General features: G+C 39.9%; 17 protein-coding genes. 12 read left to right on the forward strand and 5 right to left on the reverse strand.

Translation table 11 applies throughout. The annotated features are described in order from the left end of the window. Nucleotides 1–411 precede the first annotated feature (411 nt). From ilvG to WNY98_RS03100, 8 genes are all read left to right on the forward strand, one after another. Nucleotides 412–2,061 (forward strand): acetolactate synthase 2 catalytic subunit, encoded by a 1,650-nt coding sequence (gene ilvG, locus WNY98_RS03065; protein ID WP_076925339.1) that lies wholly within the window; start codon nt 412–414, stop codon nt 2,059–2,061. Next, entirely contained in the window at nt 2,058–2,303 is a 246-nt protein-coding gene (ilvM, locus tag WNY98_RS03070) for an acetolactate synthase 2 small subunit (RefSeq protein WP_024600392.1), read from the forward strand. The genes ilvG and ilvM overlap by 4 nt, the downstream gene beginning before the upstream one ends. A gap of 103 nt (nt 2,304–2,406) precedes the next feature. Next, a complete protein-coding gene (gene ilvD, locus WNY98_RS03075) occupies nt 2,407–4,263 on the forward strand; it encodes a dihydroxy-acid dehydratase (RefSeq protein WP_342877097.1) in 1,857 nt (618 codons plus the stop codon). Nucleotides 4,264–4,265: 2 nt separating this feature from the next. Then, nucleotides 4,266–5,819: a threonine ammonia-lyase, biosynthetic gene (gene ilvA, locus WNY98_RS03080; protein WP_342877098.1), complete on the forward strand. Its 1,554-nt coding sequence runs from the start codon at nt 4,266–4,268 to the stop codon at nt 5,817–5,819. A gap of 147 nt (nt 5,820–5,966) precedes the next feature. Next, a complete protein-coding gene (locus WNY98_RS03085) occupies nt 5,967–6,950 on the forward strand; it encodes an ABC transporter substrate-binding protein (protein WP_342877099.1) in 984 nt (327 codons plus the stop codon). Between the two features lie 61 nt (nt 6,951–7,011). Continuing rightward, nucleotides 7,012–8,187: a methyltransferase gene (locus tag WNY98_RS03090; RefSeq protein WP_342877100.1), complete on the forward strand. Its 1,176-nt coding sequence runs from the start codon at nt 7,012–7,014 to the stop codon at nt 8,185–8,187. A 30-nt stretch (nt 8,188–8,217) separates the two neighbouring features. Then, on the forward strand, nt 8,218–8,880 hold the full coding sequence (gene can / locus WNY98_RS03095) for a carbonate dehydratase (RefSeq protein ID WP_007582103.1): 663 nt from the start codon (nt 8,218–8,220) through the stop codon (nt 8,878–8,880). A 4-nt stretch (nt 8,881–8,884) separates the two neighbouring features. After that, complete coding sequence (locus tag WNY98_RS03100; RefSeq protein ID WP_294120963.1) at nt 8,885–9,529, forward strand: NAD(P)H-binding protein; 645 nt, start codon at nt 8,885–8,887, stop codon at nt 9,527–9,529. A 218-nt stretch (nt 9,530–9,747) separates the two neighbouring features. Here WNY98_RS03100 and WNY98_RS03105 read toward each other — a convergent pair whose 3' ends face one another. After that, nucleotides 9,748–10,011, reverse strand: coding sequence for an accessory factor UbiK family protein (locus WNY98_RS03105; protein ID WP_024600398.1), 264 nt, complete (start codon nt 10,009–10,011; stop codon nt 9,748–9,750). A gap of 162 nt (nt 10,012–10,173) precedes the next feature. Between WNY98_RS03105 and rep the strand changes: the two genes are divergently transcribed. Beyond that, on the forward strand, nt 10,174–12,192 hold the full coding sequence (gene rep, locus WNY98_RS03110) for a DNA helicase Rep (protein WP_010553826.1): 2,019 nt from the start codon (nt 10,174–10,176) through the stop codon (nt 12,190–12,192). A gap of 15 nt (nt 12,193–12,207) precedes the next feature. Here rep and WNY98_RS03115 read toward each other — a convergent pair whose 3' ends face one another. The 3 genes from WNY98_RS03115 to elbB form a co-directional block, all read right to left on the reverse strand. Continuing rightward, nucleotides 12,208–14,772: a diguanylate cyclase gene (locus tag WNY98_RS03115; RefSeq protein ID WP_342877101.1), complete on the reverse strand. Its 2,565-nt coding sequence runs from the start codon at nt 14,770–14,772 to the stop codon at nt 12,208–12,210. A gap of 164 nt (nt 14,773–14,936) precedes the next feature. Beyond that, entirely contained in the window at nt 14,937–15,332 is a 396-nt protein-coding gene (locus WNY98_RS03120) for a cytochrome c5 family protein (RefSeq protein ID WP_007582093.1), read from the reverse strand. Between the two features lie 226 nt (nt 15,333–15,558). Continuing rightward, nucleotides 15,559–16,206 carry an isoprenoid biosynthesis glyoxalase ElbB gene (gene elbB / locus WNY98_RS03125; RefSeq protein WP_342877102.1) on the reverse strand — a complete coding sequence of 216 codons (648 nt, stop codon included), beginning with the start codon at nt 16,204–16,206 and terminating at the stop codon, nt 15,559–15,561. A 524-nt stretch (nt 16,207–16,730) separates the two neighbouring features. On the opposite strand from elbB, the gene polA reads away from it, so the two are divergent. The 3 genes from polA (at nt 16,731) to WNY98_RS03140 (ending at nt 21,059) form a co-directional block, all read left to right on the forward strand. Further along, nucleotides 16,731–19,466, forward strand: a complete 2,736-nt coding sequence (polA, locus tag WNY98_RS03130) for a DNA polymerase I (RefSeq protein WP_342877103.1) — start codon at nt 16,731–16,733, stop codon at nt 19,464–19,466. Between the two features lie 490 nt (nt 19,467–19,956). Continuing rightward, nucleotides 19,957–20,544: a YceI family protein gene (locus WNY98_RS03135; RefSeq protein WP_342877104.1), complete on the forward strand. Its 588-nt coding sequence runs from the start codon at nt 19,957–19,959 to the stop codon at nt 20,542–20,544. After that, on the forward strand, nt 20,541–21,059 hold the full coding sequence (locus tag WNY98_RS03140) for a DUF1285 domain-containing protein (RefSeq protein WP_342877105.1): 519 nt from the start codon (nt 20,541–20,543) through the stop codon (nt 21,057–21,059). The genes WNY98_RS03135 and WNY98_RS03140 overlap by 4 nt, the downstream gene beginning before the upstream one ends. 9 nt (nt 21,060–21,068) lie before the next feature. Here the strand turns inward: WNY98_RS03140 and yihA are convergent, their stop codons facing one another. Further along, entirely contained in the window at nt 21,069–21,737 is a 669-nt protein-coding gene (gene yihA, locus WNY98_RS03145; RefSeq protein WP_007377272.1) for a ribosome biogenesis GTP-binding protein YihA/YsxC, read from the reverse strand. Between the last annotated feature and the right edge of the window lie 27 nt (nt 21,738–21,764).

Here is a 21,764-nt window from a genome sequence, read left to right on the forward strand (position 1 = left end):
ACCTTAAATAAGGGATATAAGAATAGTGAATTTCTGAGATTAAAATTAGAGCATAAAAAAACCACTACCAGCTTGTATAATGAATTTTAAAACCTGATAAATTGCATTTTAATCTTTTTGTTAGATTAACTTTGGTGTTGACTTAAAGGGCCTAGCGCGGTACTAATATAAAAAGAGAGCGAAGGAATAACCTTCGCGATAATTGAACAAAATTTGGTATTAATTACATGCTTACAAACGCACTTAACCTAGTCCTGATTATTATCGTGGTGATTATTCCCGCGAGGGCTTCGTAGTGCTTTAAAAACTTAAGCATTAAAAAAGCCCTCCGCACTTAACCGTTCGGAGGGCTTTTTAGTTTTAAGGGTAAAATTTGTAATTGGGTTGTCACTGAGGAATGAGGGTTTATTAATGACAGGCGCAGAACTAACAATCGACTTATTGGCCAAACACGGCGTAAATGAAGTATTTGGCTACCCAGGCGGAGCTATTATGCCAATTTACGATGCGCTGTATGGCGCGCCAGTCAAACACTACCTTACTCGCCATGAGCAAGGTGCAGGGTTTGCAGCTGTTGGTTATGCTCGCAGTACGCGTAAATTAGGTGTGTGTTTTGCAACATCGGGCCCAGGTGCAACTAACCTAATAACCGCTCTTGCTGATGCAATGATGGATTCAGTGCCATTATTGGCGATCACCGGCCAAGTACCTACTGCAGCCATTGGATCTGATGCGTTTCAAGAAATAGATGTACTAGGTATGTCGCTTTCGTGTACTAAGCACAGCTACATGGTAGAACGAGCTGAAGACTTAGCAGAAATACTACAAGAAGCAATTCATTTAGCGCAAAGCGGCCGTCCTGGTCCTGTACTTGTCGATATCCCAAAAGATATTCAAATGGCGCAAGTCCCTTTTAAACCTTGGCTAGCAGCTGATGAATACTTACCAGAGTTAGATTTAAAGCAAGTTGCTATTGCTAATCAATTGTTGAGTGAGGCTAAACAGCCTGTAGCGTATGTAGGCGGTGGTGTACAAGCCGCTGATGCGCAAGACGAGTTAATGCAGTTTTTAAATAAAACCCAGATGCCTGCTGTATCAACACTAAAAGCATTGGGCAGTGTATTACCTGACTACGAGCATTACTTAGGCATGCTCGGTATGCATGGAACTCAATCTGCTAATATTGCAGTGCAGGAATGTGATGTACTTGTGTGTATAGGTGCGCGCTTTGATGACCGCGTAACGGGTAACTTAGCTAAATTTGCAGCTAAAGCTAAAGTAATTCATTTAGATATTGATGCCGCTGAAGTCGGTAAGCGTAAACCAGCTAAAGCTTCATTAATTGCTGATTTAAAAACCTCTTTACCCGCACTTGAGTGTTTTGTAACACCTAAAGCGTGGTGTGACACAAACAAAGAAATGAATATTAAGCACGCGTGGCGTTACGACTACCCGGGTGAGAAGGTTTATGCACCGTACTTATTAAACCAACTGAGCCAACGCATGCCAAAAACGGGTGTTGTGTGTTGCGATGTGGGTCAGCACCAAATGTGGGTAGCACAGCACATGAAGTTTAGCCACCCGAGTAATCATTTAAGTAGTGGTGGCGCTGGCACAATGGGCTTTGGTTTACCGGCCGCGATTGGCGCACAAGTAGCACGCCCTGATGACTTTGTTATTACTGTGTCGGGCGATGGTTCAATAATGATGAATATTCAAGAATTAGCCACTATTCGCCGTAATAATTTACCTGTAAAAATATTAATTTTAGATAACCAACGCTTGGGTATGGTTCGCCAATGGCAGGAACTATTTTTTGAAGGCCGTTACTCTGAAACTAACCTTTCGGATAACCCTGACTTTGTTCAATTAGCTGCAGTATTTGGTATTCCAGGGCAAACAATTACCCATGCAAACCAAGTTGATGATGCTATTACTGCATTAGTAAACAGCAAAGGTCCGTACATAGTACATGCCTGTATTGATGATAAAGAAAATGTTTGGCCACTTGTACCACCTGGGGCTGCTAACGACGAAATGATGACGGAGAAAGCAAAATGAAACATAGCCTAACTATTGCATTAAAAAGCCAAAGTATAGCGGTAGAGCGCTTTTTACGAGTGGTGCGTCATCGTGGTTTTGACCTTACGCATTTTCAACTCAATATAGATGATGGGTTATACAATGTAGCCATGACGGTAGATAGTGATAAACCTATTCACCTATTAACAAGCCAGCTAAATAAGCTAGTGGATGTTAAAGAAGTCACTTTACAAAATTTACAGCACCAACAGGCTGTGTAATTGCGAATTAAAAAATAATTTACGAGTAACTGAGACACTCAGTTATTTACCAATTTTAGAATGAGGAATGCCCGCTTTTATTGCGGCAAAAACAGAGGTAACTATGGCTAAATTAAGAAGTGCAACAACAACTGAAGGACGTAAACGTGCAGGCGCAAGAGCATTATGGCGCGCAACAGGTATGACAGACTCTGATTTTGGTAAACCGATTATTGCCGTAGTTAACTCGTTTACACAATTTGTACCAGGACATGTACACCTTAATCAGCTTAGTGAACTTATGGGTGAGACAATAACCCAAGCCGGTGGCGTTCCTAAAGAATTTAATACCATTGCGATTGATGATGGTATTGCGATGGGACACGGCGGTATGCTTTATTCGCTGCCTTCGCGCGATTTAATTGCTGATTCGGTTGAGTACATGGTAAATGGTCACTGCGCCGATGCTATGATCTGTATTTCAAACTGCGACAAAATCACTCCAGGGATGATGCTTGCAGCACTACGCTTAAACATACCGGTAATATTTGTATCGGGCGGTCCAATGGAAGCGGGTAAAACTAAGCTTGCTAACATCGATATTAAACTTGATTTAGTTGATGCCATGGTTAAAGGCGCTGATGAATCGGTAAGTGATGCAGATTCAGAGCAAGTAGAGCGTTCTGCGTGTCCTACATGTGGTTCGTGTTCAGGTATGTTTACTGCAAATTCAATGAACTGTTTGTTAGAGGCAATAGGCTTAGCACTTCCGGGTAACGGTACCACGCTTGCCACTCATAAAGACCGTAAACAACTGTATGTTGAAGCGGGTGCTCGTATTGTTGATTTATGTCGTGAGTATTATCAAAAAGATAATCAAGATGTATTGCCACGCGCTATTGCCAATAAAACAGCCTTTATGAATGCAATGGTTGTTGATATTGCAATGGGCGGCTCGTCAAATACCGTATTACATTTACTCGCTGCAGCGCAAGAAGCGGGCGTTGATTTTGATATGTCGCACATTGATGCGCTTTCTCGTAAAACACCGTTTTTATGTAAAGTTGCACCAGCAACACCAGAGTACCATATTGAAGATGTCCACCGTGCTGGTGGCATGATGGCAGTTGTTCGCGAACTTGGTAAAGCGGGTTTAGTTGATATGTCGGTTAATCATGTCGCTGGGTCAACGATGGCTGAGCTTGTTAAAAAATGGGATGCAACAGACCCAACTAACGAAGCTGCGCGCAAGTTTTATCGTGCGGGTCCTGCGGGCATTCGTACAACTAAAGCAATGAGCCAAGAGTGTCGTTGGGATGAAGGCGATAATGACCGTGTGAATGGGTGTATTCGAAGCGTTGAACACGCTTATCGCCAAGACGGTGGTTTGGCTGTGCTATCGGGCAACCTAGCCGTTGATGGGTGTGTTGTGAAAAGTGCAGGTGTCGTTGATGAAATGCTGCATTTTGAAGGCACCGCAGTGGTGTACGAATCACAAGATGATTCGGTAGAAGGTATTTTAAATAATGAAGTAAAAGCCGGTGATGTAGTGGTTATTCGTTATGAAGGACCAAAAGGCGGTCCTGGTATGCAAGAAATGCTATACCCAACAAGCTACTTAAAATCGAAAGGCTTAGCTGAAAAGTGTGCCCTTATTACGGATGGTCGCTTTTCGGGTGGTACGTCAGGTTTATCAATTGGTCACGTGTCGCCAGAAGCGGCAAGTGGTGGTGCAATTGCTTATGTTGAAAATGGCGATAAAATCATTATTGATATCGCAACACGCGAAATCACTTTAGCGCTAAGCGATGAAGAACTTGAGGCACGTAAACAAAAGCAATTAGCGCGCGGAAAACTAGCATACAAACCAGTTGATCGTGAGCGCTATGTATCGTCAGCTTTAAAAGCATATGCATTACTTGCAACAAGTGCCGACAAAGGCGCAGTGCGCGATTTAGCTAAATTGGAGGCGCTTAGTTAATTATGGTCTCTCAAGAGCTCGATTATTTTCGCGCTATTATTCAAGCAAACATGGAGCCTTTGGCTAAAGTTACTGAGGTCAGCGAAATGGCTGAACTCAGTAAAAAGCTAGGTAATCATGTTTGGTTAAAGCGTGAAGACCAACAGCCCGTGTACTCATTTAAGTTACGCGGTGCGTATAACAAATTAAATAAATTACCTAAAGGCTCAGTGGTTATCACTGCTTCTGCGGGTAATCATGCCCAAGGGGTTGCATTAAGTGCATCTCACCTTGGGCATCAAGCAACTATTGTAATGCCAGTAACAACACCTGAAATAAAAGTCAGCGCAGTCCGTGCACTTGGCGGTGAAGTTGTATTACATGGCCATCATTTTGATGCAGCAAAAGCATATGCGCTTGAGCTTACAGAGCAGCGTAACGGTATATTTGTACCACCGTTTGATGACCCAGACGTTATTGTTGGTCAAGGCACTGTAGCACGCGAGTTAATGCAGCAATTAAATGAGCTTGATGCTGTGTTTATTCCTGTTGGCGGTGGTGGTTTACTTGCTGGTATGGCGGTTTACATTAAATCGTTGCGTCCAGATATAAAAGTAATTGGTGTAGAAGCCGACGAAAGTGCATGTTTACAAGCAGCACTTGAAGCCGGTAAGCCAGTAGAGCTTGATCGCGTTGGTAGTTTTGCCGATGGCGTAGCGGTTAAAATTATTGGTACTGAAACGTTTCGTTTAGCGCAAAAGTTTTGTGATGAGGTTGTTACAGTAACTAGCGACGAAATATGTGCAGCCATGCAGGATATTTTTGTATCTACGCGTGCAATTGCAGAACCATCAGGTGCCCTTGCAACAGCTGGGCTTAAAAAGTGGAGTCAGCAATCGGGATTAAAAGGGTTGCACTTAGCCGCTGTTTTATCGGGTGCTAATTTAAACTTTGATCGCCTGCGTTATGTAGCAGAGCGTACTGCGCTGGGTGAAAAAAACGAAGCGTTATTAGCTGTTACTATTAAAGAAGAAAAAGGCAGCTTTAAGCAGTTTTGTGCTTCTTTAGGTGGCCGTGCTATTACTGAGTTTAACTACCGCTATGCAGGACCTGGTGAAGCGCAGATATTTGTAGGTATTGCCCTGCGCCAAGGCGAGCAAGAGCTTAATGAGCTAAAGCAAGACTTAACAAGTAACGACTATAAATTTTGCGATCTATCAGACAACGAACTCGCTAAATTACATGTGCGCTACATGGTTGGGGGCAAAGCGCCAGAGCAATTACATGAACGTCTACTTCGCTTTGAGTTTCCTGAATATCCGGGCGCACTTGCACGCTTTTTAGATACTTTAGGCAGTAATTGGAACATTACCTTGTTTCATTATCGTAATCACGGTGGTTCTATGGGGAATGTACTAGCCGGTTTTGCTATTGAGCCGAGTCAGTATGAGATGTTTAACGAGCATTTAAATCGCTTAGGTTACAGTGTACAAGATGAAACACAAAACCCGTGTTTTACCCAATTTTTAACATCAAAACCGCAAGCAGAAAAAGTCGAAAAACTCGCCTCAGTATAACCCTTCTTTAAAGGCAGGCACCTAACTAGGGTGCTTGCTTTATCACACGTTTTACATATAGTTACAGGTAATCGTCATGCTTTTGAGGACACCTCGTTGCTATTTAAAGGATTAATCATTGGATTGTGCTTTTTTTGCAGCCATATAATGGCGCAAGAATCAGTTACATTACAGTTAAAATGGACACATCAATTTCAGTTTGCCGGTTATTATATGGCAAAGCAAAAAGGTTTTTATAATGATGTTGGCCTTGATGTCACCATTAAACAAGCTAATCCAATGAAACCTGATACTTTTGGCCCTGTTGCAAGTGGTGAAGCGCAATTTGGCGTAGGGCATTCTGGTATTTTGCAGCAGCGTATTAATGGTCAGCCTCTTGTTGCTATGGCTGCTTTACTGCAGTTTTCACCTTATTGCTGGATGGTAAAAGACACCTCTGATATTTTTCACCCACGTGACTTCGTTAATAAGCGCATTACAGCGGTGAGTCTTAAAGATAGCACCGAGTTACTTGTTATGCTTAAACGCAGCGGTGTAGAAGTAGGTAATCTCAAAGTTTACGATGGCGGGAACCCAGCTCAGGCTTGGATTGAAAACAAACTAGATGCTATGCAAGTGTATGTTACTACAGAGCCTTATTATATGACTCAGCAAGGCGTAGCCCATCGGCTTGTTTGCCCACAGCGATATGGAATGGACGTGTATAGCGACATTTTATTTACCAGCGAAAACATGCTTAAGAAAAGTCCGCAAACGGTCGAAAAATTCTACCAAGCGAGCCTAAAAGGTTGGCGCTATGCAATGATGAATATGGATGAAGCCATTGCAGTCACCCAGCAAAACTATGCGCCGAGCAAAAGCTTTCATCAGCTCGCCTTTGAGGCTGAAGTACTAAAAAGTTATATAACTCCACCCACCACTAGTTTAGGGCATATGTCGATAGCAAAATGGCGCTTAATTGCTGACTTATATGGCATACAGCAAAACGAATTTGACGAAGTAAAATCTCACTTTATTTATAAATACCAAGAACCCGAAAAGATGCAATTATCTTGGATGCTCATAGCCGCTATTTTGGTAAGTGTTATTTCAATACCTTTGTATTTACGGCTGATTTTTAGCCAAAAATAACTGCTTAATGAGAACTCACTGAGCTGATATAATTAATTGTCTTTTTATTTTTTAAGCTGTTATGACTTTAGCCGAGCAATTTTTTGCACTTGATTCACTTTTAATGAGCCATCGTCAGTATTGGCAGTGCACCGCGTTTGATTTTGACACTATTCCTTGGCCAGAGCTGCAAGGCATGCTTAACGAACTAACTGATGATCAGGTAACAGTTCTTGATAATGATCAAAATCAGCTATACAAATTTTTTAGCCAACACATAAACCAACTTGATGAACTTGCTAAGCTATGTGAGTTACCTAGCTCTGCACAGTCTCGAGTCGACTATCCATTTTGGATAAGTAACGGGATTAAAGGTCGTAAGTTTGATCAGTTACAAGATTTTGTATCTGCATTACCTACTACTAAGCAACCGGTTTTAGAGTGGTGTGCGGGTAAAGGGCACTTAGGGCGAATGCTTGCTTTTAATGGCGCAAGTAATGTGCATAGTATTGAGCTGCAACAAAGCTTATGCGAGCAAGGGCAAAAAAGTGCACAGCAACAAGGCTTAGCAATGCATTTTAGCCAAGCAGATGTATTAAAAGACGATATCACTCAATTTTTTAATGCTGATATGCATGCCGTAGCGCTACACGCATGTGGTGGTTTGCACCAAGCATTTATGCGCCAAGCAAGTTTGGCGAAAGTTCAACAAATTAGCTTTTCACCTTGTTGCTATCATTTATTTACGGCTAATGAGTACCGTGCAATGAGTGAGGTTGCAAATCAAAGCAAGCTTAACCTAACGCATCGCGATTTAAAGCTCGCATTACAAGAAACCGTTACAGCACCTTCTCGCCTGGAAAAAGTACGCAAAACAGAACTAGAATGGCGGCTTGGTTTTGACGCACTTAGAAAATCGATTACTGGCGAGCAATATTATGTAAGCGTACCTTCGGTTAACAAAGCTATATTCTCAGATTCATTTAAATCATTTTGTGCATGGGCTGCAGACAAAAAGGCAATAAAAATACCGCAAGATGCTGATTATCATGGATATTTATTAATAGGGCAGGCTCGAAAAAAAGTAACTGACCGAGTTGAACTGGTTCGACATGTGTTCAGAAGGGCAATTGAGGTTTGGCTTGTGCTCGATCGTGCTTTATATTTGCAACAGCAAGGCTATCAGGTGAGCGTGAATACTTTTTGTGAAAAGCAGTTAACGCCTCGTAATATTTTGATTCTTGCTAATATCCATTAAATTTCCGTCCTCGACTTAATAAGAGATGCAATGAGAAAGTTAAAAAATTTATTCGATAACAATAAACGTTGGGCTGCACGTACAAGCGAAGCTGATCCTGAGTTTTTTAAAATTTTATCAATGCAACAAAATCCAGAGTATCTATGGATTGGTTGTTCAGACTCTCGTGTACCTGCTAATCAAATAGTTGATTTATTACCAGGCGAATTATTTGTACATCGTAACGTTGCTAACGTGGTTGTACACACTGACCATAACTGTTTGTCGGTTATGCAGTACGCTGTAGAGGTTTTAAAAGTAAAACATATCATGGTAGTAGGTCACTATGGCTGTGGTGGCGTACAAGCCGTTTTAAACAATGCAAAATTCGGCTTTATTGATAATTGGCTACGCCACGTAGGGGATGTAAAAGAAAAGCATCTTGAACAACTTGATGCAATGCCAGAAAGCGAACGTTTAAGCCGCCTTATTGAGCTAAATGTAATTGAGCAAGTACGTAATGTATGCCGTACTAACATTGTGCAAGATGCGTGGGAACGCGGCCAAGAGCTAAGCGTTCATGGTTGGGTTTATGGTTTAGAAAACGGCCACCTTCATGATTTAGAGTCTGTTGTAACGTGCGCGAGTGAAGAAACGCAAAGCTACAAAAAAGCAGTGCAGCACGTACTTAATAAAGTAGGCGAAAATAAATAAATTTATGACTAAAACGGCGATATTAATAGGTGCTACAGGTTTGGTCGGTAATGAGTTGCTACATAAGCTACTTAATAGCGATCGTTATACTAAAGTGGTTACGTTAAGTCGTCGGGCTTTGCCTATTACACACGCAAAGCTAGTTAATCACGTTATTGATTTTGAAAAATTAACTCAATACGTTGAGCTTTTTAAAGGTGACGTATTGTTTTCGTGTTTGGGCACAACCCGTAAACGGGCGGGCTCTACACAAGCTCAGCGTAAAGTAGATTTTGATTATCAGTTTATAGCGGCGCAGTTAGCGGCATGTAATGGTGTTACGCATTACTGCTTAGTGTCATCAAGCGGGGCGAACACGCACAGTAATAGCGCTTATTTAAAAATGAAGGGTGAGCTTGAGCAACATATTAAAGCACTCCCTTTTGATAAAATAAGTATTTTACAACCGTCTTTATTATTAGGTGATCGTGAGCAATTTAGAGTGGCAGAAAAGATAGGCAGTATTATTTTTCCTGTTATTACACGATTTGCGTTTTTAAAGCGTTACAAACCAATAACTGGCGAGCAAGTTGCGAAAAAAATGCTGAGTGTGAGTTTAGCGCAGCAGGTTAAGTTATCTTACTATGTACTTGATGAGCTATTTGAATAAACTTAGTAAAGCGCAAAAAGGCAGCCTAAGCTGCCTTTTTTGTACATTAAATTAATACCAATTTTATTAAAAACATGATCATTCTAGCGTATTAAATAACTCACTAACTACGTTAAAAATTATTTATATAGAACAACTATGTATCATAATTTTAGCCTTGTTATAGAGCTATTTCCTTATCGCTATAATAGATCACTAATTTAATGCAATTGGTATAATTATTCAGCGTCAGTTTTAGTGCTAAGTTGTTGCTCAAGTAAGGCAACTTTAGCTTCAAGCTCAGTTAACTTTTCGCGAGTACGAATAAGTACTTGGCTTTGCACATCAAATTCTTCACGGCTCACAAAGTCCATCTCAGCAAGCTTGTTTTGTAAAACTTGCTTTGTTTTACCTTCGAGTGTGTCTGCTAGGTTTTTTACACCTTGTGGCATATTGCTAGTAATTTGCTTAGCAATTTCTTCAAGTTTTGCTGGGTTGATCATAATTGTCCCTTCGATGCGGCCTAAAATAATAATAACTAATATTACCTTATACCCACGGTATTTAACACATGATCATCTTTACCTTAATTAATTAAGGCAATTGCTATGCTCGCAGTTATGGTTACGTTAAAATTGTGCGTCTTTTAAATTTCTTTGGTCGTTATGAAACTCAATCCTAAACAAGATGAAGCCGTAAAATATATTAGTGGTCCCTGCTTAGTACTCGCGGGCGCAGGCTCTGGTAAAACCCGTGTTATTACTAATAAAATCGCTTATTTAGTGAAAAAATGTGAGTACAAAGCGCGAAATATAGCCGCCGTTACTTTTACCAATAAAGCAGCCAAAGAAATGCGTGAGCGAGTACTGCAAACGCTTGGTAAACAAGACGCTAAAGGTTTATGGGTATCAACGTTTCATACACTTGGTTTAGAAATAATAAAAAAAGAGTTAAGTACATTAGGGTTTAAACCCGGCTTTTCGTTATTTGATGATCAAGATACTAATCAGCTTCTTAGTGAACTCACCGAGGATGAGCTAAAAAAAGACAAAGACTTACTCAAACTACTTAAAATGGAAATTGGTAGTTGGAAAAATGAATTAGTACTGCCAGAGCAAGCAATACGCGAAGCGCGTGATGCGCAAAAGGCATTGTTTGCACAGCTGTATGCTCGCTATCAAAATCAGCTACGTGCTTATAACGCACTGGATTTTGATGATTTAATTATGATCCCTACTTTGTTACTTACTAATAACGCCACGTCTCGTGAGCGCTGGCAGCAACGCTTTAAATACTTGCTGGTGGATGAGTATCAAGATACCAATACAAGCCAATATCAACTTGTTAAATTGCTAGTAGGCGAGCGTGCCCGTTTTACTGTGGTAGGTGATGACGATCAATCAATTTACTCATGGCGTGGTGCTCGCCCACAAAACTTAGTGTTATTAGGTAAAGACTACCCAGGGCTTAGACTTATAAAGCTTGAGCAAAACTATCGAAGTGCAGGACGAATACTAAAAGCGGCTAACATTTTAATTGCGAATAACCCACATGACATAGAAAAAAAGTTATTTAGTGAACTAGGTTATGGTGAGCCGATTAAAGTAATAGGGTGCCGCGATGAAGAGCATGAATCTGAACGCGTAGTTGCTGAAATAATTTCGCATAAGTTTATGAAGCGCACAAGCTATAAAGATTACGCGATTTTATATCGTGGTAATCATCAAGCACGTGGCTTTGAAAAGTCATTAATGAGTAACCGTATCCCTTATAAAATTAGTGGCGGTATGTCGTTTTTCGCTCGTTCAGAAATTAAAGATATTATGGCGTATTTACGTTTGCTAGTTAATCAAGATGATGACAATGCATTTTTACGTATTGTAAATACACCACGACGCGAAATAGGCACGGTCACACTTGAAAAGCTTGGAACGCTCGCTAACGAAAAACACGTGAGCTTATTTGCTACTTGTTTTGATAACGATTTAGGTTATAGATTAAAAGGGCGTGGCTTTAATGCGCTTGCTGGGTTTGCACGCTGGGTTGTTGAGCTATCTGATAACGCAGTACGTGGTGATACGCTCGAAGCTGTTAAAGACTTAGTGCGTAACATTAATTACGAGGCATATTTGTACGAGTCGTCACCGAGCGCAAAAGCCGCTGAAATGCGTATGAAAAACGTATCTGAATTGTATCGCTGGATCACCGATATGTTGACCGGTGATGCCGACAACGAACCAATGACATTAGCTGAGGTTGTTAGCAAGCTAACCCTTCGGGATATGCTAGAGCGCAACGAAGAAGAAGATGAAACCGATGCAGTGCACTTATCAACACTACATGCATCAAAGGGCTTAGAGTATCCATATGTATTTATGGTAGGCATGGAGGAGGGCTTACTCCCGCATCAGGTAAGTATTGATGAAGATAACGTAGATGAAGAACGCCGCTTAGCTTATGTTGGTATTACTCGTGCACAGCAGGAGTTAACACTTACTTATGCAAAAATACGTCGTCAATTTGGTGAAACCTCACAAACTGAGTTAAGCCGATTTGTACAAGAGTTACCGCAGGACGATCTCGCGTTCGAAAACAAAAAAGCGCCAAATACGCAAGCAGAGCGAATGGAAAAAGGCCAAGCAAGGGTCGCTAACCTTCGTGCAATGTTTAAAAAGCCTGAGTAATACCTCAGGCTAATTTTATAAAGACTGGGTTGCTTGTATTTCAGGTAACTCAGAACACACTAGAGCGTGTTGTTTTCCCACAAAAAATGCCAAACCGTGCTTGTCTAGTAAAGCCCTAAAATTGAGTATTGATGGCCCTTTAGCAATGACTTTCATTGCTTTGAGCTTCGTAATTGCTAGCACACCTTGTAGCTGAAAATCGTAACTTTCTTGTTGTAAAACACGTTTACTAAAGGTCGAGCTAAGTAGCAGATAATCAAAGTTAATATCGGTTAGTAAATTCAGTTCGCATCTATCTTTAGCAAAATTGTTTAAACCAATCGAATAGCCTAGTTGCGGCAGCTTTTTGAGGTTTTTTATTTGTGTTGCACTTGCATGGCGAATCTCTTGCTCATCAAATAGCAAACAGAGCTGGCTATGTCCTTGTTGTTTATTTAGCGTATCTGTAAATAAAACAAATTCGTACTCCTCAAGTAGTAAACCAGAACAAGGAACCAGCGCCATAGTTACATTTGCGGTAATTGCTTGTGCATAAGCGCGTTGTAATAATTGTAACTCTATCTCGAGGTGCTGTTCTTTATCTGATGCAAACTTTTTCAAAATATCAAAGCTAGTAAAGCCAAGTATTGGGTGTTCACCAAATGCTTCAAATAAAGATTCAGACTGATGCTGCTCATCAAGCGTAATTATTTCTGAGCCTCTAAAGCTCATAGGTAATATATCAAGGTGATGTTGTGCTTTTAGAGCCTGCGCAGGTATTGATTGTGTTAGTAGCGGATGAAATAGCTCGTAGCGATTTTTTCCTGAGTTTTTAGCGTGATACATTGCGGCATCAGCATCACGAATAATTTCATCCGTATGCATATAGCTTTTCTTTGAATAGGTTATCCCTATACTTGCACCACTTTGTAAATATTCCCCTTTAAGGCAAAAAGGCTTTTCCATTAAGTCGATAATGCGATTTGCAACATCTTCTGCTTGTTGAGGCTCAGTTAAATGCGTTAATAAAATAACAAACTCATCGCCACCTAAGCGTGCTAGTAAATCGTGTTCGCGGATACATTGGGCGAATAACTCACTGACATTAATTAAAAACTGATCGCCAGCATGGTGGCCCAACTGGTCATTAATATCTTTAAATTTATCTAAATCGATAAATAAAACGGCAAAGTGATGCTCAGGAAAACGTTGATAATGTTGTAGCGTTTTTTCAAGCTGAGTTAAAAATAGGCTACGATTAGGTAAGCTAGTAAGTGAATCATGGTGTGCATCATGATAAAGCTGTTGCTCTATTTTTTTACGCTCATCAATTTGCATTTGTAAGTGAAGGTTAGTTTGGCGCAATTCTTTGGTTTTTTCGTTTACTCTAAATTCGAGTTCTTGGTGGCTTTTTGCAATCGCTTGATTGGCTAGCTTGGCCTGCAAAACAGCTGCAATTTGATGTGATACAAAGGTAATTAACTCGCAATCATCTTGGCTGAAAATATGTTTATTATCGTAAGCTTGGCAAACAATAAGGCCGATAACACCTTGAGCGGTTTTAAGTGGAGCGCCTAGCCAACTGGTGGCCATTTGCTCTTTTTGTACAGGCTTGGCTCTTTGTACTACACCGCTTTCTATTAACTCTTTTGCCCTACATGGGTGTATTAGTTGCGTTTCTTCAGTGCTTATTACCAATTCACTATAACCTTTAGCAAAGCGTCTTGGTTGTGTATTTTCTTTAAATTCATCAACACAATAAGGAAAGCTTATCCAGCCAGACTCTTTATCATAAAGTGCAATATATAAGTTTTCTGCATAGGTAATTGTTTTTATTATTTGATGTATCTTAAAGTAAGCATCATCAAGATTTTTAGCTTGCGTTGCTATTTCAGATATTTTGAACAGAATTTGTTGACGTTGAAGTGCGCGTTTACGTTGCTCTATTTCAAGGTTCAATGCATCGTTACTTTGAGTGAGTGCTCGGGTGCGAATTTTTACTTCCGATTCAAGGAGCTCTCGTTTTTTTACACGCTCTATCGCAGTTGCTAAATAAAGCGACATAAACTCGAGTAATTGTATTTGTTGTGAACTATAACCTTGTTTTGTATCGTAACTTTGCGCTGCTAATACACCAATAATATTATGTTCTTGGTAAACAGGTACACCTACCCAATGCTCTGCTGGTGTGCCTAATGCTTTAAATAAGCCTTCGGCTGCAGCGTCTTGCATTTGCTTCTTCGTAAAGCATGTTGTTTTACCTTGCTTAAACACATAACCAGTTGCTCCTTCATCAAAGCTATTTGATTGATTAAGGGCAACAGCAATACCGTCTTTCTCATCTGAGAAGTAAGATAGCTCTAATGATTGACTGTGTTGATTTAATAGCACCACATAAAAGCTTTTACTCGGTACATACTTTTGTAAAATATCGTGGATGGCAGGGTATAATAGAGTTAGCTCGGCAACAGTACTAGCTTGCTCTGATAATTGGATCAGCGCATTTTGCAAGTGATGTGATTGTTTGTATTTTTTTAGTAGCGCTTTAAGACGTTTATTTTGATACGCTAATTTACTCGATACAGGGTGTTTATCTTCCAATGATCTAACCGGCTATTTTTATTGTATAGTTATTAGCCTTATACTTTCACTTTTAGCGCTTATCGTCAAGTTGATATTCGTACTACCATACTGGCTAGAAACACTATTTTAGGTATTAAAAAAGGCTTACCGAAGTAAACCTTTTTTGTGTATTTCAGCTGTATTTACTTAGATGTCATGAAGTCGATAGCAGCGCTTATCTCATCATCAGAACAATCCATACACGTACCCTTTGGAGGCATAGCATTAAAGCCATTTAGCGCATGCTCAAGTAAAGTATCTTTACCTTTAGCAATACGTGGAGCCCAATCGTCAGGCGATTTAGGCGCGCCTAGTGCACCAGTGCCGTGACATGCAAAACATGCACCTTGATATACTTGCTCACCAGAACGAGGACCTGTAGGCGCCGCTGCAACTGCAGCTTTATCGCCTTCAAGGTATACAGCACCAACCGGCGCGAGACGTGCTTTAATTGCATCTTCAGTCATAGAGTTATCATATGGCTGTGCGTATGCTGTGGTTGCTAGCATTAATAATGCTGCAGCTGTTAATTTTTTCATTTTGCCTTGCTCACTTCGATTTGAACGTGATCAATCACGATTAAAGATGACGGAAATTAAACCGATTATAACTCTCTGAGCCAATTTATAAAATGCTAAGAGGCGTTTTTATTAATAAAACTGACTACTTTTTGCGTTAACGCAATAAAATTTAATTATTTACTGTTTTTCGTTAAGCAATTTAATAATTGCAAACAGTCATACAATTAACTTTTAGATCCTAAGATCAATTTATTGATAATACGCTACTAACGAGTTTTTCGATCCCTGCATCGGCTTCAAGAATTGATTGCGCAAGCATATAAGCAGGGGTGGTAACTAGCTTATTTGGCTGATCAATAACAACATCATCTACTGCACAATTTATATGTTTAGCGCCTAATGTGCTTAGCGCTTGTGCTGTCTCTGCATCGCTACCAATAGTAAGTACAGCGTTATCGTAAATAAATGGGATCAAAGCGGGTGCAATACACATATAACCAGCAGGCTTATTTTCTTTTGCAAATGATTTACAAGCATTAAGTACGTCTTTATTAATATTTGCTTTTACGCCTTTAATTGCAAAGTCACATAAGTTTTTTGCAGCGCCAAAACCGCCAGGTACAATTAATGCGTCAAACTGAGTTACATCTAGTTCAAGCAGCGATTTAATGTCACCTCGTGCAATGCGAGCAGCTTCTGTTAATACATTGCGTTTATCAGGCATTACTTCACCTGTTAAATGGTTAATGGTATGAAGTTGCTCAATATCTGGTGCAAAACACTGATACATTGCGCCATTTTTGGCTATATGTAATAAAGTTAAAATTGCTTCATTAATTTCACTACCATCGTACACACCAGACCCTGCTAATATTACTGCTACGTTTTTCATGCTTTTGTGCCCCTAAAGTCTCTTTTATAAGTCGATCGGATGAAGTTTAACATGCTCAAAATTTCTCGCGAAAATAAATTTTTAGTACAAAAATCATTCGCAGTGCAAGTCGTTTTGCGGTTTATGCCATTTGCGATCACTTTGCCTTTAAAAAAATTATAAAGGATCGCTATGATCTTCGATCCATTGTGCTAGAATACTCCTCCGGTTATTTAAATGGACGCGAATAATCAAAGTGAATAACAACAGAAGCAGTCGTTAGAAAACCTTTTTCCACATTGGTTTAAAATAATAAAAAAAGAACCTCGTATTATCTTTTTTAAATTAAAACATACAGTTAAAGTATTTTCTAGGCATTTTATAATGCTTTGGAAGAATAGCTCGTGGCTGTTATCTACACACTTATCCACAGCTTGCTCTAGTTTTAATAACACGATAAACAGTAATTCACAGTCGTTTTATTTACTACCTTATGGCATGCTTATAATTACCTTAATTTTTTGCATTTAGGATCCAAATTCACCATGGCTCAGATCCCCGAAAACCCACTTATTTTAGTTGATGGCTCGTCATATTTATTTCGTGCTTATCATTCTCCGCCGCATTTAACTAATTCTAAAGGTGAGGCTACGGGCGCTATTTATGGCGTGATCAACATGCTTAAAAGCTTGATCAGACAATATGATCCCTCACACATGGTGGTTATATTTGATGCTAAAGGCAAAACGTTCCGTAACGATATGTATAGCGAATATAAGGCAAATCGCCCGCCGATGCCGGATGACTTACGTACGCAAATAGCACCAATACATAGCATTATCAAAGCGATGGGTTTTCCACTAATTAGTATCGAAGGCGTTGAAGCTGATGATGTTATTGGCACATTTGCACGCATTGCAACTGAGCAAAAACGGCATGTCCTTGTCTCCACTGGTGATAAAGATATGGCGCAACTTGTAAATGAACACGTTACATTAATAAACACGATGACCGACAGTATTTCAGATCCTGTTACCGTAGTTGAAAAGTTTGGTGTAGGCCCCGAACTTATTATCGATTACTTGGCACTAATGGGCGATAAGGTCGATAATATCCCAGGTGTTGAAGGCTGTGGTCCTAAAACTGCGGTTAAATGGTTAGAAAAATATGGCTCTCTTCAAGGTGTGATGGATCATGCCAGTGAGATTAAAGGTAAAATAGGTGAAAAGTTAGCAATTGCGCTTGATCATCTTCCTTTGAGCTACGAACTTGCGACAATTAAGTGCGATGTTGAAGTGGAATCTGACCTTGACACATTCAAACTTCAAGAGCCTAACAAAGACGAATTAATTGCATTATATGGTGAGTGCGAATTCCGTCGTTGGTTAGCTGAGTTACTTGATAATCCTAAAGATGCAGAAACGCATCTAGCTGTACCTACCGAAGCCACTGAATTACCAAAAGTAGAAGATGCCCATTACGAAACTATTTTAACGCAAGCGCAATTTGATACGTTAATAGAGCAATTAAATAGTGCCGAGTTATTTGCATTTGATACAGAAACTACCAGCCTTGATTACATGAAAGCGCAATTAGTGGGTATGAGTTTTGCCGTAAAAACGGGTGAAGCTGTGTATTTACCTCTAGCGCATGACTACCCGGGTGCGCCTGAGCAATTAAGTCTGGAATTTGTAATGCAAAAGCTAGGTCCAATTTTGGCCGATGAAAACAAAGCTAAAGTAGGGCAAAACCTTAAATACGACAAAAGTGTATTAGCGAATGCAGGTTTTGCGCTAAATGGTATTAAGTTTGACACCATGCTTGAGTCATACGTATTTAATAGTGTGGGTACACGCCACGATATGGACTCGCTAGCACTTAAATATCTAGGTCATAAAAATATTAGCTTTGAAGATATTGCTGGCAAAGGTAAAAAGCAACTTACCTTTAACCAAATTGAACTTGAAAAAGCTGCGCCTTACGCTGCAGAAGATGCCGATATTACTTTACGCCTACATGAAGTGCTTTGGCCAAAAATAGCGGCTGATGAAAAGCTAAAATCTGTATTCGAAGATATAGAAATGCCACTTGTTAGTGTGATTTCTGATATTGAACGAACCGGTGTTGCAATAGATAGCAATATGCTTGCAGCACATAGCCAACGATTAGGCGAGCGTTTAATTGAGCTTGAAAAAGAAGCATTTGAAATAGCAGGCGAACCATTTAATTTAAGCTCTCCTAAGCAACTACAAGTATTGTTGTTTGAAAAGCTTGGCCTGCCTATTATCAAAAAAACACCTAAAGGTGCACCTTCTACCGCAGAAGAAGTATTGCAAGAGCTTGCTCATGATTATCCACTACCTAAAGTAATTATAGAGCATCGTGGTTTATCAAAGCTTAAATCGACTTATACTGATAAATTACCATTAATGGTGAATGAGAAAACCCAGCGTGTACATACGTCATATCATCAGGCAATTACAGCAACGGGGCGCTTGAGTTCAACCGATCCTAATTTACAAAATATTCCTATTCGTTCAGAAGAAGGGCGTCGAATTCGTGAAGCGTTTATAGCTGCAGATGGTTACAAAATTGTCGCTGCCGATTACAGCCAAATTGAGCTGCGTATTATGGCGCACCTTTCACAAGACAAAGGTCTATTAAATGCATTTGCTAACGGCTTAGATGTACACAGTGCAACTGCCGCTGAAGTATTTGGTGTAGAGCTTGATGATGTAACTACCGATATGCGCCGCAAGGCGAAAGCAGTAAACTTTGGCTTAATTTACGGTATGTCTGCATTTGGTTTAGCACGTCAACTAGATGTGCCACGCCATGAAGCGCAGCATTACATAGATAAGTACTTTGAGCGTTTTCCAGGTGTATTAGAGTACATGGAAACAACACGTGAAAAAGCGGCTGAAAATGGCTATGTTGAAACAATATTTGGTCGCCGCCTACATTTGCCAGAAATAAACGCACGTAATGGGGCGCGCAGAAAAGGAGCCGAACGTGCTGCTATAAACGCACCAATGCAAGGTACTGCTGCTGATATTATTAAAAAAGCAATGCTGAGCGTTAACCGCTGGGTACACGAACAGGCGCCAAATACGATTAAGCTACTAATGCAAGTACACGATGAATTGGTATTTGAAATTAAAACAGACTGCGCACCTGAATACACAAAACATATTTGTGAGCTGATGTCGCAAGCTGCAGCGCTTGATGTGCCGCTTATTGTTGAAGCCGACGAAGGTGACAACTGGGAACAAGCCCATTAATGCAATTTGAGCATTTTAATTAAAGCGCCTTTTGGCGCTTTTTTTATGTTTAATAAAAATGGCGAATAACAGCTATTTAATTAGCTATATGCAAGCTTTAGTTAAAATAAGGTTAATTTAAGCAACTATTTGTATTAAATAGTTATATGTTCGTCAATTCGAGCTGTTTTACAGGAATATGATTGTATTTTAATGCGTGCTTTTGTTAAAGTCCCGCCTGTCCTATCCTGTAGGACATCCTGTTGATGATGCATCTGAAAGGGTGCAACAAATTGATAGCTTCTCCCCAGTTTGCTATACCGGCCTACCAACTTGTTTGGTGGGCCGTTTTTTGTTTTACGCCTGAAAATCCTATCTAATTAATTCTTTATTGCGCCATACCAATTGTATTATTCATTCGTCATTTCGAGGTGGTTTGGGTACATCGCAGGTGATACCATCGAAGCGATATTATTTTTATTCTTTTCATTTTATTACTAAGGAGTGCGTTATGTTTAAAGCATTAGCTATTGCAGGTTTTTCTTTATCAAGTTTAGTTATTTCTAATGTTGCTCAGGCCAATTGGCAGCTAGTGAATGATAAAAGCCAACTAAGCTTTGTTTCAATTAAAAAAGATTCGATTGCTGAAGCTCACCATTTTACTAACCTTGAAGGTATGCTTTCTGATAAAGGTGAGTTTAGCGTTAATGTTGATTTAACATCAGCTGAAACTTTAATTCCTATTCGTAATGAGCGTTTAACAGCACTTTTGTTTGAAGCAGCTAAATTTCCAAACGCGATTTTAACTGCAAATTTAACTAAAGAGCTGAGTAATATTGAAAAGCCTGGTCAATATGTATTGAAGGGTATTAAAGCTGAGCTTGATTTTCACGGTAATAAAAAGCCATTGGCAATTGATGTACTCGTTAGCAGTACGCAAAGTGGTGATTTAACGGTATCATCATTAACACCTATTATTATTAATAGTGCTGATTTTGGTGTAACCGAAGGCGTTAAAAAGCTGCAAGAGCTAGCGGGCTTACCTTCAATTGCAACAGCAGTACCTGTTACTTTTGCAATTACACTTAAAAAGCAGTGATTTCTTTAAGTGAGCTTAGCAAGCAATTAAGCGAGCCAAGCAAACCTTTTGATAGTTGGCAGCCAACTCATTGTGGTGAACTGCCAATTGTCATTAATCATGAGGGGAAATGGTTTTACGATGGCAGCGAAATAACACGCCTAGCCATGGTGAAGCTGTTTGCTTCTGTTTTATGTAAAGAAGGTGAGCTATTTTATTTAAAAACACCGGCCGAAAAAATAACAATAACGGTTGATGATGCGCCGTTTATTATTGTTGATTGGCGTTTTGAAAATACAGCGCAAGGGCCGGTGTTGTGTTGTATTGATAATTTAGCTAGGCAGTGGTTAGTGAGCCCTCAGCAACCCTTAGTTATAAAAGATTACAAAGGGTCTAAAGTACCTTATTTAAAGCTACCTTATGGCTGTAGTGCGCGTGTTACGCGAAGTGTATTTTATCAGTGGGCTGAAAAAGCCGAGACTGACAAGCTCGGCTATTTTATTAAATCTGCAGGAAAGCAGTTTTATTTATCGTAACGCCAGCGTTTAGGCTTCTGGGTTAGTTTCGTCTGTGATTGTTTCATCGGTAGGTGGTACAGCAATAACAGGACCTAAAAACCACTCATCTAGTTTTTTAGCCACTTCTGGTAAACCCGTGCCTTTTAATGATGAAAATGCATGAACTGTAATATCCCCATCAAGCGTACTTAATTCACGACGAACTTGCAGCACTTGTGATTTACGAGGACCTTGCTTTAGCTTGTCGGCTTTAGTTAATAGAGCCAATACTGGAATTTCACTGCCAATAGCCCAATTAATTAAATCGCGGTCTAAATCTTTTAATGGATGACGAATATCCATTAAAATAACAATGCCTTTTAAGCTTTGACGCTTTTGTAGATATTCGCCTAACGACTTCTGCCATTTCTTTTTCATTTCGATTGGTACTTTAGCAAAACCATAGCCTGGTAAATCGATAAGGCGCATATCGTCAACATCAGCTAAATCAAATGTATTGATTAGCTGAGTACGTCCAGGTGTTTTACTTGTACGTGCTAGTTTTTGATCGGTTAATGCATTTAATGCACTCGACTTACCTGCGTTGGAGCGACCGGCAAACGCAACTTCAATTCCCGTATCAGCAGGTAATTTAGTAATGTCGGGAGCGCTTGTTACGAAAGACGCAGTATTATATTTGATACGAGATTTGAGCACAGGCTCTCCTAAAACTTAAAAAAATAA

Origin of the sequence: Pseudoalteromonas sp. AS71, from assembly GCF_038900275.1 — a bacterium.
In the GTDB taxonomy this organism is placed as follows: domain Bacteria; phylum Pseudomonadota; class Gammaproteobacteria; order Enterobacterales; family Alteromonadaceae; genus Pseudoalteromonas.

Excerpts from the sequence above, each read along its gene's own strand:
- ilvG (WP_076925339.1), top strand. The coding sequence starts at position 412 with ATGACAGGCGCAGAACTAACAATCGACTTATTGGCCAAACACGGCGTA.
- ilvM (WP_024600392.1), top strand. The coding sequence starts at position 2,058 with ATGAAACATAGCCTAACTATTGCATTAAAAAGCCAAAGTATAGCGGTA.
- ilvD (WP_342877097.1), top strand. The coding sequence starts at position 2,407 with ATGGCTAAATTAAGAAGTGCAACAACAACTGAAGGACGTAAACGTGCA.
- ilvA (WP_342877098.1), top strand. The coding sequence starts at position 4,266 with ATGGTCTCTCAAGAGCTCGATTATTTTCGCGCTATTATTCAAGCAAAC.
- WNY98_RS03085 (WP_342877099.1), top strand. The coding sequence starts at position 5,967 with ATGGCGCAAGAATCAGTTACATTACAGTTAAAATGGACACATCAATTT.
- WNY98_RS03090 (WP_342877100.1), top strand. The coding sequence starts at position 7,012 with ATGACTTTAGCCGAGCAATTTTTTGCACTTGATTCACTTTTAATGAGC.
- can (WP_007582103.1), top strand. The coding sequence starts at position 8,218 with ATGAGAAAGTTAAAAAATTTATTCGATAACAATAAACGTTGGGCTGCA.
- WNY98_RS03100 (WP_294120963.1), top strand. The coding sequence starts at position 8,885 with ATGACTAAAACGGCGATATTAATAGGTGCTACAGGTTTGGTCGGTAAT.
- WNY98_RS03105 (WP_024600398.1), bottom strand. The coding sequence starts at position 10,011 with ATGATCAACCCAGCAAAACTTGAAGAAATTGCTAAGCAAATTACTAGC.
- rep (WP_010553826.1), top strand. The coding sequence starts at position 10,174 with ATGAAACTCAATCCTAAACAAGATGAAGCCGTAAAATATATTAGTGGT.
- WNY98_RS03120 (WP_007582093.1), bottom strand. The coding sequence starts at position 15,332 with ATGAAAAAATTAACAGCTGCAGCATTATTAATGCTAGCAACCACAGCA.
- elbB (WP_342877102.1), bottom strand. The coding sequence starts at position 16,206 with ATGAAAAACGTAGCAGTAATATTAGCAGGGTCTGGTGTGTACGATGGT.
- polA (WP_342877103.1), top strand. The coding sequence starts at position 16,731 with ATGGCTCAGATCCCCGAAAACCCACTTATTTTAGTTGATGGCTCGTCA.
- WNY98_RS03135 (WP_342877104.1), top strand. The coding sequence starts at position 19,957 with ATGTTTAAAGCATTAGCTATTGCAGGTTTTTCTTTATCAAGTTTAGTT.